The sequence below is a fragment of the Sulfitobacter sp. JL08 genome (assembly GCF_003352045.1).
GTDB lineage: Bacteria > Pseudomonadota > Alphaproteobacteria > Rhodobacterales > Rhodobacteraceae > JL08.
In genome coordinates, this window is sequence record NZ_CP025815.1 from 1,421,908 (window position 1) to 1,438,067 (window position 16,160).

At 56.8% G+C, this 16,160-nt stretch carries 16 protein-coding genes; 2 read left to right on the forward strand and 14 right to left on the reverse strand.

Features of this window, described 5'->3' with window-relative positions; all coding sequences use genetic code 11:
- Positions 1–395 precede the first annotated feature (395 nt).
- Positions 396–2,108 carry an adenylate/guanylate cyclase domain-containing protein gene (locus tag C1J05_RS07100; RefSeq protein WP_114872176.1) on the forward strand — a complete coding sequence of 571 codons (1,713 nt, stop codon included), beginning with the start codon at positions 396–398 and terminating at the stop codon, positions 2,106–2,108.
- Positions 2,109–2,263: 155 nt separating this feature from the next.
- Here C1J05_RS07100 and C1J05_RS07105 read toward each other — a convergent pair whose 3' ends face one another.
- From C1J05_RS07105 to C1J05_RS21685, 4 genes are all read right to left on the reverse strand, one after another.
- Positions 2,264–2,968 carry an IS6 family transposase gene (locus tag C1J05_RS07105; protein ID WP_114869635.1) on the reverse strand — a complete coding sequence of 235 codons (705 nt, stop codon included), beginning with the start codon at positions 2,966–2,968 and terminating at the stop codon, positions 2,264–2,266.
- A 291-nt stretch (positions 2,969–3,259) separates the two neighbouring features.
- A complete protein-coding gene (locus C1J05_RS07110; RefSeq protein ID WP_162797952.1) occupies positions 3,260–3,628 on the reverse strand; it encodes a hypothetical protein in 369 nt (122 codons plus the stop codon).
- A 47-nt stretch (positions 3,629–3,675) separates the two neighbouring features.
- A complete protein-coding gene (locus tag C1J05_RS07115; RefSeq protein WP_114869637.1) occupies positions 3,676–3,909 on the reverse strand; it encodes a hypothetical protein in 234 nt (77 codons plus the stop codon).
- A 421-nt stretch (positions 3,910–4,330) separates the two neighbouring features.
- Complete coding sequence (locus C1J05_RS21685; protein WP_114869638.1) at positions 4,331–4,600, reverse strand: hypothetical protein; 270 nt, start codon at positions 4,598–4,600, stop codon at positions 4,331–4,333.
- A 501-nt stretch (positions 4,601–5,101) separates the two neighbouring features.
- Between C1J05_RS21685 and C1J05_RS07125 the strand changes: the two genes are divergently transcribed.
- Positions 5,102–6,349 carry an adenylate/guanylate cyclase domain-containing protein gene (locus C1J05_RS07125; protein WP_162797953.1) on the forward strand — a complete coding sequence of 416 codons (1,248 nt, stop codon included), beginning with the start codon at positions 5,102–5,104 and terminating at the stop codon, positions 6,347–6,349.
- Between the two features lie 94 nt (positions 6,350–6,443).
- Here C1J05_RS07125 and C1J05_RS07130 read toward each other — a convergent pair whose 3' ends face one another.
- From C1J05_RS07130 to C1J05_RS07175, 10 genes are all read right to left on the reverse strand, one after another.
- Positions 6,444–7,604, reverse strand: a complete 1,161-nt coding sequence (locus C1J05_RS07130) for an IS30 family transposase (protein ID WP_114869640.1) — start codon at positions 7,602–7,604, stop codon at positions 6,444–6,446.
- 176 nt (positions 7,605–7,780) lie between these two features.
- Complete coding sequence (locus C1J05_RS07135; protein ID WP_114869641.1) at positions 7,781–8,131, reverse strand: RidA family protein; 351 nt, start codon at positions 8,129–8,131, stop codon at positions 7,781–7,783.
- A gap of 13 nt (positions 8,132–8,144) precedes the next feature.
- Positions 8,145–9,245 carry an NAD(P)/FAD-dependent oxidoreductase gene (locus C1J05_RS07140; protein WP_114869642.1) on the reverse strand — a complete coding sequence of 367 codons (1,101 nt, stop codon included), beginning with the start codon at positions 9,243–9,245 and terminating at the stop codon, positions 8,145–8,147.
- On the reverse strand, positions 9,242–10,264 hold the full coding sequence (locus tag C1J05_RS07145; RefSeq protein ID WP_114869643.1) for a histone deacetylase family protein: 1,023 nt from the start codon (positions 10,262–10,264) through the stop codon (positions 9,242–9,244). Before C1J05_RS07145 ends, C1J05_RS07140 begins: the two co-directional genes overlap by 4 nt.
- Positions 10,261–10,752, reverse strand: coding sequence for a GNAT family N-acetyltransferase (locus tag C1J05_RS07150; RefSeq protein ID WP_254684731.1), 492 nt, complete (start codon positions 10,750–10,752; stop codon positions 10,261–10,263). Before C1J05_RS07150 ends, C1J05_RS07145 begins: the two co-directional genes overlap by 4 nt.
- Positions 10,749–11,675 carry a 3-keto-5-aminohexanoate cleavage protein gene (locus tag C1J05_RS07155; RefSeq protein WP_114869644.1) on the reverse strand — a complete coding sequence of 309 codons (927 nt, stop codon included), beginning with the start codon at positions 11,673–11,675 and terminating at the stop codon, positions 10,749–10,751. Before C1J05_RS07155 ends, C1J05_RS07150 begins: the two co-directional genes overlap by 4 nt.
- 9 nt (positions 11,676–11,684) lie before the next feature.
- Entirely contained in the window at positions 11,685–13,025 is a 1,341-nt protein-coding gene (locus C1J05_RS07160; protein WP_114869645.1) for an aminotransferase family protein, read from the reverse strand.
- Complete coding sequence (locus C1J05_RS07165) at positions 13,026–14,102, reverse strand: ABC transporter ATP-binding protein (RefSeq protein WP_114869646.1); 1,077 nt, start codon at positions 14,100–14,102, stop codon at positions 13,026–13,028.
- An 83-nt stretch (positions 14,103–14,185) separates the two neighbouring features.
- Positions 14,186–15,352 (reverse strand): extracellular solute-binding protein, encoded by a 1,167-nt coding sequence (locus C1J05_RS07170; protein WP_114869647.1) that lies wholly within the window; start codon positions 15,350–15,352, stop codon positions 14,186–14,188.
- Positions 15,353–15,374: 22 nt separating this feature from the next.
- Entirely contained in the window at positions 15,375–16,160 is a 786-nt protein-coding gene (locus tag C1J05_RS07175) for an ABC transporter permease (RefSeq protein WP_114869648.1), read from the reverse strand.

Consider the following 16,160-nt stretch of genomic DNA (forward strand, 5'->3'; position numbering starts at 1 on the left):
GTGGTAGCGCGTTGTTTACGCCAGTTGGCGTCACCTGACAGAAGGTCCGGCAAGTCCGCTAGGCGGTCATGAATGCTGAGTGTAGCGAACGTCTGGTGCCGGTGAAAGCAGTCGTTCAGAACCAAAACTTCGAATTTCCAGTCGCGAACGTCTGCTAAACGGGACACAGCAGGCACCCGCCAAGAACCTACGAAGGTCTGTTCCGAGCCCTGATGCAGACATTTCCTTATTTACCAAAACTGAAACGACGATCCGCCGAGCTGAACAAACTCTCTAGTTTTCCTCAAAAAAATCACCTTGTTTTCACTCTCAAGCGGGGCCTGTATTTCACACTGGGCGATCGGGCTGACATAACCAAAGTAGCACGCTAAGTTCTAATTAACAGGGAGATGGGAATGGACAGACGGCTCACGACGGTACTGGCGGCTGATATTGTTGGGTATTCAGGGCTTATGGATCATGATCGCGAGGGCACTATTGCAGCGCTCAAATCATTTCGCGAAGAAACGCTCATGTCGATCCTCGCGGCCCATAATGGGACCTTGATCAAAAGTATGGGGGACGGCTGGATCGTCGAGTTTTTTTCGACGTCCGACGCCGCCGATTGCGCCATCGCAATACAATCGTCCCGCAAATCAAACGATATTCGACTCCGAATTGGCATTCACACGGGCGAAGTGGTCACCGATGGCGACGACATATTCGGTGATGGCATCAATATCGCCGCGCGGCTTGAATCTTTGGCCAAGCCGGATCAGATTTTGATTTCGGATACCTCTCACAACAGCCTCGACCGAGGCAACGCAGCCTTGTTTGACGGCGGAGAGCAAACGGAACTGAAGAACATCACCCGCCGCATCGGCGTCTGGTGCTGGCCCAAAGGGACGTCGCCAAATCTTGCCGAAATGTCAGATGTCAGGCCTGGAATTGCAGTCCTTCCGTTCGACAACATGTCGGGGGATCCCGAGCAGGAGTTTTTCGCTGATGGCATCACTGAAGACATTATCACCGAGCTTTCACGGTTCCGTTGGCTGATGGTGGTGGCGCGAAACTCTTCGTTCACATTCAAAGGCCAAAGCACGGATATTCGCGAAGTTGGTCGAACCCTGGGCGTGCGCTATGTGCTGGAGGGGTCGGTCAGAAGGGCGGGTCAACGAGTCCGTATTACGGGGCAGCTCATTGATGCTGATAACGGCAGCCATCTTTGGGCTGATCGCTTTGACGGGGTGCTGGATGACATTTTCGATCTTCAGGACAAGGTCACCCAAGAAGTGGTTACTGCAATTGAACCGTCGCTCCGGCACGCCGAAACCAATCGTGCACGGGCGAAGCCAACGGAGAACCTGGAAGCCTATGAGCTCTACCTCCGGGCACAATCGCACTTCCACCTGTTGACGGACAATGACAACAGAGAGGCGATCAAGCTGACCGCACTCGCTTTGGAGCGGGATCCTGATTACGCAGCCGCAGCGGGGCTGATGGCCTGGCTGCACATTCAGCGCATGGTTCAGGGCCTCGAGCCCGTAGGTGAGGGGCCAAAATCAGCCGTTGCTGCAGCTGAGAAGGTTCTGACGAGCGATCGCGCCGACGGGATTGCCATGGCCTATGCGGCACACTCGATCTCTATGTTGGCACGCGACTTGCCACGGGCCAGGGAGGCCTTCAAACAGGCGTTGGCCGAAATCCCGAACGCGGCGACCGTTCATATGTTGGCATCTATGAACCTGTTCCTTCTTGATCGGCCGCAAGATGCGTTGGAACATGCGTCTCAGGCTATCGTCCTTAGCCCGCACGATCCGCTGCGCCATGCCGCCTATCTCGTCCAAGGCTGTGCGTTCTTTCACATGGGACGCTACGAAGAGGCCGCCGAGGCTTGCCGCAATGCTTTGGCGGTACGCTCAGGATTTGTTATGAGCCACCTCATGCTCATTGCGTCACTCGGACAACTGGACAAAGTCGATGTGGCGCAGGCGGCGGTGAGTGACCTGCAGGCGCTGCGTCCGGAAATAACGGCCTCGTCCCCGCAGGCTCAGATGCCGATATTTACCGTTCCCGCCTCCGCAGAAAACTGCCGCAAAGGCTGGTTGAAGGCTGGTTTGCCACAATGAGTGGACAGGAAACCAGAGAGAAGGTCATATCCGTCACGATCTTCAGTGCACGCTGGGTGCGGCATTAGTCGGCCGCGAAACAAAAACGCAGTCCGAAACATGGGTGCTGTCAGACGAATTCGAACCCGTCTCAGGTTGCCGCCAAATGCCGGAACCTATGTGGAACAAAGCTGGCGCCACTCGGCAAGAGCGGCGCCTCGGTTGATCTTGAAATGGTCTCTGTTGTAGAGGGCGCGCTCCTGATTGAAATGGTTGAAAACGGTAGAATGAACAGCAGCGAATTTTTGCAGACATCGCATCTGTCGAAAGCGGAGCATTGCGCGTTCTCGTCGTCGAAACGGCAGATGAGAGTTCTCCGCCCTGTTGTTCAGCCAGCGCCCCGTTTCCTGCTTATCTGCTGCGCCAATTTCTTTTAGTGCAGCACCGTATGATCGCAGCCTGTCGGTTACGATCACTTCGGGACTACCGTGCTTACGCATTGCTTTCTTTAAGAATTTCAGAGCAGCCTTCTTGTCGCGGGTCTTCGTCACAAAGCTTTCCAGAACCTCGCCTTCGTGATCCACGGCGCGCCAAAGATAATGCCGCTCACCGTTGATTTTCACGAACACCTCATCAAGATGCCAGCGCCACTTACTCGATTTCATGCCGACAATCCGCCGTTTTCGGATCTCGGCAGCGAACATCGGGCCGAACCGATGCCACCAATATCTCACCGCTTCATGGCTCACATCGATGCCCCGTTCGTGGAGCAGATCTTCCACATTCCTTAGCGACAACGGAAATCGGACATACATCATCACAGCCAATCGGATGATCTCGGGGCTAGTTTTAAAGTAACGAAATGGATCAGGTTTGGTCATGTTCGAAAAGTACGGAACCGCCCAGCCCGTCTCAAGCAGGTTTTGTCTGACAATGCCAATTGGAGCACTGCTGTTACTATTGCTGACCGCTCGATGCCTCGGAGCGCTCGCAGAACGGACCTCGATGAGTACCCTGCTCTGAGCTTATGGGGCATTCGTGGCTGGTGCAGCGAAAGTCTGGTCTAAGCTCTATCTTTCGCGCCGGACAGCGAGTCAAAACGTTATTTAATCGGGATGCCGGCTTTGGTGGTCAGTTGAAGGCCGTCCAATGCGATACAAAGGTTCATTGTATCAGAGCTTCAAAACCGTTTTGACGGCGGTGTCTACAATCCCTGCCAGCAATCCTTTTCTGTCTGCTTCGCATCCAGCCCGCAGCTCTTCAATAAATTCAGCGCGCAGTACCGCACGTTCTTCCTCCGTATCTGCATAGTCCGAGAGATCGATGTCACGGTTCGCAAGGGATACGATCACCATTTTGCGGACAATATCCACAATCGCCTCTTCGTTTCCGCCGGTTTCCTCAACCGCGGTGTCGCAAGAGTGTTGCATGACTGGTAGCGCTTCTTTGAGCATCTGGTCTAGTTCCTCATCTGCGGTCGCGGTCACCGCAGATATGACAAGCGCAGTTGCTCCAATACCGAGTAATCTGATTATAGCCACTATTTCAGCTCCCTTATGATTGTGGTCAGAACCGGCACAGGTTGCCGTCAGGAATTTTTCCCAATGATCGCTCCGGCAACTCCTCCGGCAACGGCTCCTTTACTGCCCCCGACGAGACCGCCGACGCCCGCGCCGATAACGGCTCCTTTTGTAGTCTTACTTAGGGCATGCGCTGAAGTGACTGAAGCAAGCGCAACCATCAGCGCTAAAGCGCCAGAAATGAACACGATCTTTCTTTGAGTGATAATCATAACAAGCTCCAATTGTTTGGCATTCTCCAAGTAGAATGCCCTCTTTTACATGTTGTCCCTATTTCGCGCGCCTATCAAGCGTTTTGGGCTTGCTGTGTTGTAACAGCGACACCTAGCCTACAAACTGAGCGCGGTTCTCGATCTCGGTGGGCCGTTGGTTGGGATATTTTGGTCGACGCATGGTTGGGCTAGCCCGCCGATGCAAAATGTCCGTTCGGGCCGTCATGCCGATGTCATATCGGCGAACTTAAACGGCGGCTCCGTCCCGCAACTCGGAAACTCGCAATTTTTTGACGAACATCCGCTAATGGTAAGAGCGGTCCTTCAGAACGAAACGTCGAATTTCCAATCGTGAACGACTTCTTCACGCGGCATTGCAGTCAACTTCAGAAATTGCGCTCGTGCGCAGTTGCTTACGATCACACCCAAAGTCACCAGCCGAATTCAGAATTTAAGCGCCGCCCTCGACCTCGATATAGATTTCAATCGGATCGATCACTGTGTGTTGGGATTTGCTCGCTGCGGCCTCTGATGATCCGAGTGTGGTCTTCATCTTTTCAAGATCTACGCCTTCGAAGACAATTGACACTTGATCTTTGTTGGAATGCTTGAAAATTCGGTGACCTGAACAGAAGTTGGAGAAAGTTTGCGTGCGCACTTCTCCCCCGCCTAACCATGTGTCCATGTTTCCAACAGCATGCGTTACAACAACCGTAGTCATGATGAATCCCCCTGTTTCTGCCGCGCTTTGTATAGCTACGGCAGTGTCCACTCTAACACATCTGACTGATAATCCCTATAACTCATGGAGTTGCCCTTTGTTGTCGGTATTGACGAACCTGGCTCATTCGTGGCGTCCAGTTGGTTTGGACGCCTGTGAATTTTGCAGTTCTGAAGGCCGCTTCGAGCACGTTTACGCTGACTTTCCGGTTTGTCCGCAGAACAGTCATTGATGCACCGTGCGGCGTAGGTCTGCTCCAGCCCAGAACAGACGTTTATAGGGAGTTTCCACGCCACATCGCGGCTAATAACTGTTTTGAGCCCAAAGTCGGCCTATCGGGAGAACGTTGACAGCTTATTCGTTGAACCAATTCCAGCTGTGATATAGCGTATTTCTCGGTGGCACATGCTGTGTCCAACGGATCGATTTAAACAGAATTTGAGGCCTTTACAACGCGCCACCATCTTCGGAGGAGATCAGACCACTTGTCGGACGTTTACAATGATCGGCTGGAAGCTTCTGATGTTTGATCTCATCCAGCGAACCATCGATCTCGTGCTTTGGACGCCTCCGGGGATCGATGGTAAAGAGGCGCGATATTACATGTTTCACCGCCTCGGACCGTGGGTTGCGAGCTTTTCTCATGGTTTATGGGCAATCACTTTTGCACTGAATGGTGTAACCGTGATGGCGAACTATAACATCGCCGTAACGCTTTTGTTTGCTGTGTACGGATTTCTTTGGCCGCGTCGCCAAGGCCCTATGTGGTACATCCACTTCCTCTATTTCGGAGAAATACCTCTGCATGCTTTGCTTGGCACGCTCTATGCAGGGGTCGGAGCAATGTTTTGGCTCTTCCCGCTTGTGTCTGCCATTGTGTGCTTGGTTACGCCGCAGTTTTCATGGGCGCGCAAAACTCTGATCTGCTCAGGACTCGTTGCTTATGCCGTCCTTGTTGGTGTCCTGGAAATCACATCGCAGCCCTGGGTGATAATGCCCGACGCGTCTATTATTTTCCTCTTCGTCTTAAATACGATCAGCGTGAGTTCGGCATTGGTCTTCTATCTGGGGCTTAACCAGTATCTGGTTGAAACCGCAGAAGAAGGTATGAAACGTGAATATGAACGGGCCGAGAATTTGCTACACAATATTTTGCCGACCCCAATTGCTTTGCGTTTAAAGAACGGCGAACGCGTCATTGCAAATGAGCATAGGGAAGTTTCGGTCATTTTCGCAGATATCGCGAACTTCACAGCCGCGAGCTCACAACTTTCGGCAGGCGAGCTTGTTGAGTCCCTTAATCTGATCTTCACTGAATTTGACAATCTAGCAGACAACTATGGCGCAGAAAAAATCAAAACGATTGGTGATGCCTATATGGTTGTTGTCGGGGTACCTGAAGACAAACGGAACCATGCCGAAATCGCTATCGAGCTTGCGACGGAGATGCATAAGGCCGCAGTAGCCATAAGCGCGCACACGCATTTCAATGTCAATTTGAGAGTTGGGGTCAATTCAGGACCGGTTGTGGCGGGCGTCATCGGCAAGCGCAAGTTTGCATATGACCTCTGGGGGGATGCCGTGAACTTGGCGTCACGCATGGAAAGCCAAGGATTACCCGGGCAAATCATTGTCACCGAGAATACGGCCAAGCTTTTGTCCGACCGTTTCACGGTGACCCCAGAAGGCATTCGCGACATCAAGGGCAAAGGTGAAATCCCGATATTCAGCGTAAAAACCAACACCTGAAAGGCCTTAGATCTTGCGATGTAGATCCAGGTTCCACGTGAGTTGCGCCAGCTTCGAGAACGCGTTATCGAACCGTCTGCTTTGTCCGGCGGTTTCAACGGGTCGACGCAACACATGCATTGAAACGCTCGGCTGGTGTTTCGTAGTTTAGCGTCTTTCGAGGTCGTTCGTTGAGTTGTCTGGCGACGGCGCTGAGCTTCGCCTGACTATGTATCGACAAATCTGTGCCCTTTGGGAAGTACTGTCGCAGCAGACGGTTGGTATTTTCGTTTGTGCCGCGTTGCCATGGCGAATGTGGCTCGCACAGAAAGACGTCAATATCCGTGGCCAGGGTGAAGGCCTTGTGTCCAGCCATCTCCGTTCCGCGGTCCCAGGTCAGCGAGCGGTACAGCTCTTTTGGCAACTTGCGAGACTGTTTGATCAATGCCTGAATGACACTGTGGCTGTCCTTGTTGCTCACCTTGGCCAGCATCACAAAGCGGGTGTGACGTTCGACCAATGTCGCGATGAAGCTGTTGCCAGACCCTGCAATCAAGTCTCCTTCCCAATGGCCCGGCACTGCTCGATCCTCAACGTCCGCAGGTCTGTCACGGATCGATATTGCGTCGTTGAACTTACCCAGGCCGCTGCGCTTCAAGGTGGCATGGCGGGATCGGCGTATGGATCGTGTCGCCCGCAGATGCGCCAATAATTCTTTCTTAAGTACGCCTCTTGTCTGGATAAAAAGGCTTCGGTAGATCGTCTCATGGGAGACCCGCTTGTTGTCTTCATCGGGATGTTCACGCATCAACCAGCCTGCGATTTGTTGTGGAGACCATTTGCGCGTCAGCTTGGCCGATATTGCGCGGCACAGATAGTCATTGCCCGCCAACTTGCAGAGCTTTGGGCGATGGGCGCGGTCCCAAGCAGCTGCATCAGACACCGCTGCTCGATAAAGTTTGGCGCCGCCATTGCGCCTGACCTCGCGACTGATTGTGGATGCCGGTCGCTTCAATGTTTGAGCAATTGAACGCAGCGAGACCTGCGCTCGCAAGCCTCTGGATATCTCTTCGCGGTCGGAAAGCGTCAGAGCGAGCCGAGACCTCACACGGTCCGGCGGGCGAATGCCGCCAGTGCGCGCAAGCAGCGGATAGATCGACGATGACTCGCGTTCAAACAAACGTCCGATCGAACTCATCGACTCGCCGCGTTGCCATCGATCCCATATCTCTGACTTCTGTTTATCTGTGAAAAATATCCGGCGACGATACTTCATTATGCTCACTCCATCTTTGGTCAAAGATTAAAGTGTTGCGTCGACCCGTTGAAACCGCCCCGCAAAGCTGCCACCAAAACACCAGACACCTAACGGCTGCTATCAATCAACCACGATCCCCAGCGACACGGATTGCAGCGGTCTTCACCGCCGCAATCCGCTTTGGGCAAGGCCGATCAGCGCAGGGCGGCTGTGACGATGAATTCCACCAGATAATCCGGTGTTGCCAGTTTCGCCTCGCCGCAGGCGCGGGCCGGTGTGTGGCCTTGGGGCACCCACGCGTCCCAGACTGCGTTCATGGCCTGAAAGTCCGACATATCGGCCAGCCAGATCACGGTTTGCAAAATCCGCGTCTTGTCGGTTCCGGCCTCGGCCAGCAGGGCATCAATCTGTTCCAGACAGGTTTTGGTCTGTTGGGTCACGTCATCTGCGGCATTGCCAACCTGACCGGCAAGGTAAACCATGTCCTTGTGGATCACGATCTGGCTCATCCGGGGGCCGGTATGTTTGCGGGTAATATCGCTCATTCTGTTTTCCTTTTCATGTCCGGAACCGTTCCGGATGCAATGCGTTCAGGATCGCGGGATCCAGATCACTGGGCTGACCCAGGCACAGGCGGGCGCAAATCGCCGACAGGGCCGGGGCCGTTTGTACGCCGTATCCGCCCTGACCCGCCAGCCAGAAAAAGCCGCTGGCATCCGGATCAAAGCCAACCACCGGTGTGCGATCGGGTGCAAAGCTGCGCAGCCCGGCCCAGGAATGGGTGGGGCGCGTGATTGGCATGGTTGTGGCCTGTTCGAAACGGTACAGCCCTTCGGCCAGCACCATGTCATCTGGATAGGCATCATGGGGATCAACCGGGTCTTCCTCGGCCGGGGACACCAGCAGTTTTCCGGCATCGGGCTTGGCATACCAGCTTTCAGAGGCCGAGGCGAACAGCGGCCAACGCTCGATATCGTGCCCGTCGGGCGCATTAAGCAACACCGCAGAGCGGCGCATTGGTGTCAGGCCGACCCCGCCAAGGCCGGCCATCTGCGCCACTCTGTCGGCCCATGCGCCTGCCGCGTTGACCAGGATCGGGGCGCTGTGGGTTCCGTTTGGTGTGATCACGCGCCAGACACCGTTTTTATGCGCGATCCCCGTTACCGGCACACCCGTTTCCGTCTGTCCGCCCCGGTCGCGCAGCAGGCGGGCATAGCCCTGCAACATGCGGTCCACGTCAATGTCCTGCGCATCGGGTTCCAGAATGGCCGCCGCGATCCGGTCGCGGCGCAGGATCGGCACAAGGGCCACGGCCTCGTCCGCGGTTAGCCGTTCCAGCCCGGTGGCCCCGTCTGCATAGGCTTCCAGCGCGGGCAGGTCATCTTCGTCCGCGATCAGCATTTCGCCGCGCGGCGACAGCAGTGACCGGTCCGAAATACCATCGGGCGCTTCCAGGACCGGCGCGGCAATCGCGTTCAGCGCCCGCAGCACCGCATTGCCGTAATTGCGAATAAACATCGCCGCCGAGCGGCCGGTGGAGTGATAACCGATATGCGCCTCGCTCTCGATCAAGACAACCCTGACCTCTGCGCTCAGGTGGGCGGCGGCGCTGATGCCGGCGATGCCGCCGCCGATGATGATGACATCCGGTTGGGTCATGCCGATTGGTATCCTGTCAGAACGTGGGTCAGGTTGGCACCCAGTGCGTCGCACAGATATCCGCCTTCCTGCACAAAAAGTGTAGGAATGTTCAGGCCCGCAATTGCCGCGCCGATGCGGGCAAATCCCGGTGTGGTCACGGCCAGCCCCTTGAACGGATCGTCGATTGACGCATCCAGCCCCAGTGCGATCACGACCACATCGGCGCCAAAGGCGCGCACCCGGTCAAGACCAGTGGCCAGCGCATTCAGAAAACCGTCATCATCGGTGCCCCGGTCCAGCGGAATGTTCAGATTATAACCCAACCCCGCCCCGGTGCCCCGTTCCTGCGCGTGCCCCCAGAAAAACGGATAGAACCGCGCCGGATCGGCATGGATCGATACGGTCAGCACATCGTCGCGATGATAGAATATGCTCTGGGTTCCGTTGCCGTGGTGCACATCCACATCCAGAATGGCGGCGCGCATCCCCTTGGCGCGCAACCGTTCTGCCGCGATCGCGGAATTGTTCAGAAAACAGAACCCTCCCGCCAGATCGCCAAAGGCATGGTGCCCGGGCGGGCGGGACAGCGCATAGGCCGCATTTGTTCCGGCCGCGATGGTATCGGCACCGGAAATGGCCGATTGCGCCGACCAGTATGCTGCTTCCCATGTGCCGGACGCGATGGGGCAGGCGGTGTCGGCCTGATGGAAACCGGCCTGACCGACTGCGGATCGCGGATAGCTGTCGGTTCGGTTTGCGGGATGGATATTGGGGATCACCTCGTCCCCGGCGCCGTCGATATATTGCCAGCGTTTGTAGATCGTTTGCAGAAACGTCAGATATTCAGGCGAATGCAGCGCGGCAATCGGGTCCAATCCGGCATCTTCGGGTGTGCTGAATTCACACCCCGCCTCTTGTGCGGCGTCGTGCAGCACCTTGATGCGGCCGGGCTGTTCGGGGTTGGGCAGGATCGCGCCGTTGGCCATGAAATGCTTTGGATCATGGTGCCATTGGCGATCGTCGAAAAACGCTTTCATCTCTGTCCTTTCAGCGCCTCAAAGGCGGGTCTGTCCAAAAGCATGGTGGTTTCATCGGTGCGCGCACCAAAGCCAAGCTGATCGTAAAACCGGCGGGCGCCCGACGCATCATGATAAACCGCCAGTTTCAGATATCCGGCGTTCCAGCGTGTGCCGGCATCCTGTGCGACCTGCGCCAGCAGGCGGCGGCCCAAACCGGTGCCCCGCGCAGACTTTTCGACCCAGAGATCAGATACAAAAACCCCCGGCGCAGCCAGTGTTGTCGACATGACAGGCGAATACATCGCAGCCCCGCATAATCCGGCCTCACCGTTCTCTGCAATCAGCGCGTAAAAGGCGGGTGTCGGGCCAAACCCGGCCTGTTCCAGCAGGGCAATATCGGCGGGGTGCGGATCGCCCAGATCGGCTGACAAGGCGCGCAATGCCTGATCCAGCAAAGGCAGGTCGGCACGTTCGACGCGGCGGATCGTGATGTCTTGCTGGGTCAAATCGCGGTCCTGTCGCTGCCTTTCAGGCCCAGCATTGCGCGTGCATCGGCAGGGGTGGCAACGTCGCGTCCCAACTGTTCGACAATCGCGCGGATCTTGCGCACCTGCTGGGCATTGGTTTGCGCCAGTTCACCGCGCGCAATCATCAGGCTGTCTTCCAGCCCGACGCGCACATGCCCGCCCATGCTGGCCGACATGGTGATCATCGGCATCTGGTGACGCCCTGCGGCCAGTACGGAAAACATGTAATCATCGCCAAACAGCTTGTCCGCGATCACTTTCATATGCATCAGGTTTTCAGGGTCCGGCCCGATCCCGCCCAAAACGCCGAATACGAACTGGATGAACAGCGGTGTCTGCACCAAACCGCGATCCACGAAATGGCGCAGCATGTAAAGATGCCCGACATCGTAGCATTCAAATTCGAACCGTGCGCCGCGCATCTGCCCCATCTCGGTCAGGACATGGGCCATATCGCGCGGCGTGTTCTTGAACACAAGATCATCTGATCCTTCCAGAAACGGTTTTTCCCAGTCGTATTTCCAGTCGCTGATCCGCTCTGCCGCCGGATAAAGCGCGAAATTCATCGTGCCCATGTTCAGCGAACACATTTCGGGTTCCGCCAGCTTCGGCGCGGCCAAACGGTCATCCAGCGTCATCACCGCGCTGCCGCCGGTTGTCAGGTTCAGCACCGCATCGCTGCTTTGCTTGATGCGCGGCAGGAACGCGCCAAAATGCGCGGGCGAGGCCGAAGGCCGGCCCGTATCTGGATCGCGCGCGTGCAGATGCAGGATTGCCGCGCCGGCTTCGGCGGCTTCGATCGAATGTTGGGTGATCTGGTCTGCGGTGACCGGCAAATAGGGCGACATCGACGGGGTGTGGATGGAACCGGTAATCGCGCAGGTGATGATGATCTTTGACATTCGACCCCGCTACGCTGCTGTGATCTCGGGCGCGATTTCATCGAAAAACTGCGCCAGCGACCGGTCCAGAATATCCGTGATTTCGTCCAACTGTGCCTCGGTCACGATCATCGGCGGACAGACCAGGAAATGATCGCCTGAAATTCCGCCCCGCGTGCGGCGCGAATAGATGATCAGCCCGTTGTTATAGGCAATATCGACAAGACGGTTATAGGCATTCATTTCGCGCGGGAGCGTGGCCTTGGTGGCACGATCGGCCATCATTTCAAACGCCATCAGCAGGCCCTTGCCGCGCACATCGCCGATGATTGGATATTTCTGCATCAACCCGTTCAGCCGCATGGCCAGCGCATCGCCCATCCGCGCGGCATTCTGCGTCAGCTCGTGTTGCTCAATCTGCTCCAGCACGGCCAGACCTGCAACACAGGCCAAAGGGTTGCCAGCGTAGGTATGACCGTGAATGAAACCGCCGCTGTCCAGCACCGCCTCGACCATGTCGTTGCGGGCGATCATCGCGCCCAAGGGCATGTATCCCGCACCAAACCCTTTGGACAGCGCAATCAGATCGGGCGCACCGTCCCAGTGATCGCCGCCGAAAAAACGCCCCGTGCGCCCGCCGCCTGTCATCACCTCGTCATGGATCAGCAGCACGTCGTAGTGATCGCAAATCTGCCGCACGCGCGCCATGTAGCCCGCCGGCGGTACCAGCGCGCCAGTTGATGCCCCGCCCACGGGTTCGACGATAAAGGCCAGCACGGTATCCGGGCCTTCCTGCAGGATTTTATCCTCAAGCATGTTGGCATAATGCAAACCCGTTGCCGGATCATTGGCGTCCAGCCCGTCCAGATAGGCGCGCGGTGCCGGGATTTTCGGCATCGTGTGCATCATCGGATCAAACGGTGCGGTCATCGGTGCATAGCCGGTGATGGAAAGCGCCCCCAGCGTCGAACCGTGATAGCTGGGATAGCGTGAAATCACCTTGGTGCGCTGCGCCTGCCCGCGGGTCAGCGCGTATTGCCGCGCCATTTTCAGCGTGCTTTCCACCGCTTCGGATCCGCCGGAAACAAAAAACACGCGGTCCAGTCCCTTAGGGGCCAGTGCCGCGGTCTTGCGGGCCAGCGCCTCGGACGGTCCGGTTTCGAAATGCAGCCGGTAGCCGAATGTCGATTTGTCCATCTGCGCGCGCATCGCGTCCAGCACAGCGGGGTTTGAATGCCCGATATTGCTGACCATCGCGCCGGACGATCCGTCGATATAACGTTTGCCTGACGTGTCCCACATATAGATACCGTCAGCCCGGTCCAGTTCGGGGCGGGCCAGTCGGGATTGATAGAACAAATGGTCCGACATCTATCCGGCTTTCTGCGGCAGGGCGCTGCAATCTTCGGGGTTCAGGCGGATGCTGACTGTATCGCCATCGGCAAACGGGCGCCCGCTGATCATGTTGATCGCCTGCAACTGCGTATCGCCCACGCGCACGAAATAGCGCGCCAGTTGCCCCTGATAATCAACCGCTTCCACTACGGCTTTCGCGGCGGCCTCCGGGTCGTTGCCCGCGCTAAGAAGCAGGTTTTCGGCGCGGATCATCAACTGTGCCGTATCCGCATCGCCCAGCGTTGTCGCGCGCGCGGCAGGCACATGAACCTTGCCGAATTCCGGCGTGTCCAGCGTAACGCCCTTGTCATCGCGCCCCACCACTTTGGCCGGCAGCAGATTGGACGCGCCCAGAAACGTTGCCACAAATTCGGAATGCGGGGTGTTGTAAACCTCGTCAGGGGGGCCGATCTGTTCAACCTCTCCGGCGCTCATCACCACGATCTTGTCCGACATGGCCAGCGCTTCGGACTGATCATGGGTCACGAAAATCGTGGTCACACCGATGCGGTCCTGAATGGCCTTCAATTCGACGCGCATATCCTCGCGCAGGTTGGCATCAAGTGCAGAAAGCGGTTCATCCAGCAACAGCACATCGGGTTCGATCACAATGGCACGGGCCATCGCGATGCGCTGTTGTTGCCCACCGGACAATTGCTGGGGATAGCGGTCTTCGACACCGGGCAGACGCACGATGTCCAGCGCGCTTTTGACCTTGTCCCGCATGTCAGATTTCGAAACGCCCCGATATTTCAGACCGAAGGCGATGTTTTCACCGATCGTGCGATGCGGAAACAGCGCATAGTTCTGGAACACAAGCCCCAGATTACGCTTGTGGATGGGAACGTCGTTGACGCGTTTCCCCCCCACCAGAATGTCGCCGCTGGTCGGGTCGGCCAGACCGGAAACCATGCGCAGAATGGTTGTCTTGCCGCACCCCGACGGGCCCAGAAGCGTCGTGAAAGACCCTTCTTCGAACACGATATTCGCGTTCTTGACAGCTTGGACAAACCCATAGGATTTTTTGATGTCGATCAGTTCAACACGGGCCATGCGCAGTGATCCAGTCAGTGGTTGCAAAGTTAGAGGTGCGGGCCGCCCTGTCGCGGGCGGCCTGCGTTTTTTTCAGGTACGGATCAGCCGCCTTTTGACACGCGGTTCCATTGCTTTGTCTGCTCTTTTTCAACTGCATTCCAGACCACGGGATCACGGAACACCAGTTCAGACAACGTACCTGTCGGATCATAGGCCGGAAGCGCCTCGATCGTCGGTGTCATCTTGACCTTGTTGGGATCCAGCGATGGCGGATACTTCTGGCCCTCGGCCACCGCTATGGCGGTCGCCGGGTCCAGCATGAAGTTCAGCAGTTCTTCGGCTTCGGCCATTGGCGAGCCTTTCAATACGAACATGCTTTCCATCCAGGCCAGCCCGTTGGGCGGATCCATATAGGCAATCGGATGCCCCTGCGCCTGCAAGGCAGCAACGCGGCCAGACCATGCTTCGGTGACATAGATTTCCTCTTTCGCCAGAAGATCCATCAGTTCGGCCCCCGAAGACCAGTATTTCAGAACCAGATCGCGATGCTCGCGCGCCTTGTCCCAGACGGCATCCCAGTCCTGAATGTTGTTCGGGTCCTGACCTGTCTGCAATGCGCCATACCATGCGCGGTTGGCCCAGTCGCCACCCCAGCCGCCGATCTTGCCCTTCAGTTCCTTATCAAGCAACAGATTGGCGCCCAGTTCCTTGGCCTTTTCTTCGGACACGTATTTCGTGTTATAGGCAATACCCGTCGTGCCGTAATCGTAGGGTACGGCCGACAGCGTGTCGGGGGTGATTTTCTTGAACGGTGCGATGATGGATGTCATCACATTCGCCATGTTGGGAATGTTGGCTTCATTCAACTCACTGGCATATCCGGCGTCCACCCAGCGTTTGTACCAGCTGACACCCGAGGAATGCAGGATGTTGTGCCCATCGGTGCTGCCCGCGGCCTTGATCTTGGTCAGCACTTCGGATTCGCCGCCGAACGTCGCATCGATCACCTTGTTGCCGGTAGCTTCCTCATAAGGATTGAACGCATTGGCGCGCAGCGCTTCAGAGACAACGCCGCCCCAGCCTTCGAAATTCAGTTCCGTGCCAGCCGCGCGGGCCTGTTTGGCCATGGTTGTCATCACGCCGCCGGTCACACCGGCATAGATGCCCGCTGCGCCCAGAAAGCCAAAGAACGAACGGCGGTCAATGTCGCCATTTCCCATCCGTTCGCGCAGGATTTCATACCGTTTGGTACTGTCTATCTTTTTCATGTGCTTACTCCTTGTTGGGGGGTTAAATTTTCTTGCGGGAAAAATAGCGCGCCAATGCACCCGCCACCAAAGGCACGCCAACGGTAATACAGATCATGACAAATCCCAGCGCGTTGATTTCGGGGCTGACCGAATTGCGCAGCATTCCGAAAATCTGGGTCGGCACGGTTTCCATGCCCGAAGGCCGCCAGAAGATCGTCGCGGTGATGTTGTCAAAGGAAATGGTGAACGCAAACAACGCGCCGGCAAAAACCGCCGGCAGCATCAGCGGAAACGTCACCTGAAAAAATGTCTGGACCGGGCTGGCGCCAAGGGATCGCGCCGCCTCTTCATAGTCGCGGCGGATGCCGGTCAGGCGCGCCTGCACCACCAGCACCACAAAGGGCAAGGCGATGATCGAATGGCCTAGCAGCAGCAAGCCAAACGATCGCGGCATGTGCAGCCAGCGCAGGAATATCAGCAACCCGACCGCCAGCACCGTTTCGGGCACCAGAACAGGGGAAATCAGGAACGTGGTGATGAAATCCTTGCCGCGAAACTGGTAGCGCACCAACGCCAGCGCGGCCAGAATGCCCAGCGTTGTCGAGATCACCGCCGTCAGCGCGCCAAGGATCAGCGAGGTGCGCAGGGCGCGCGTGATCGCCTCGTTTTCATAAAGCTTGGCGAACCAGCGAAAACTGAACCCCTCGATCGGGAAGCCGCCGAACTGCGATGAATTGAACGCCAGCACCAGCACCACCAAAATGGGCGCGAACATGAACAGGTAGACCATGATCGTGTAGGTTTTCAAAAGGCTCCAGACGCGCAT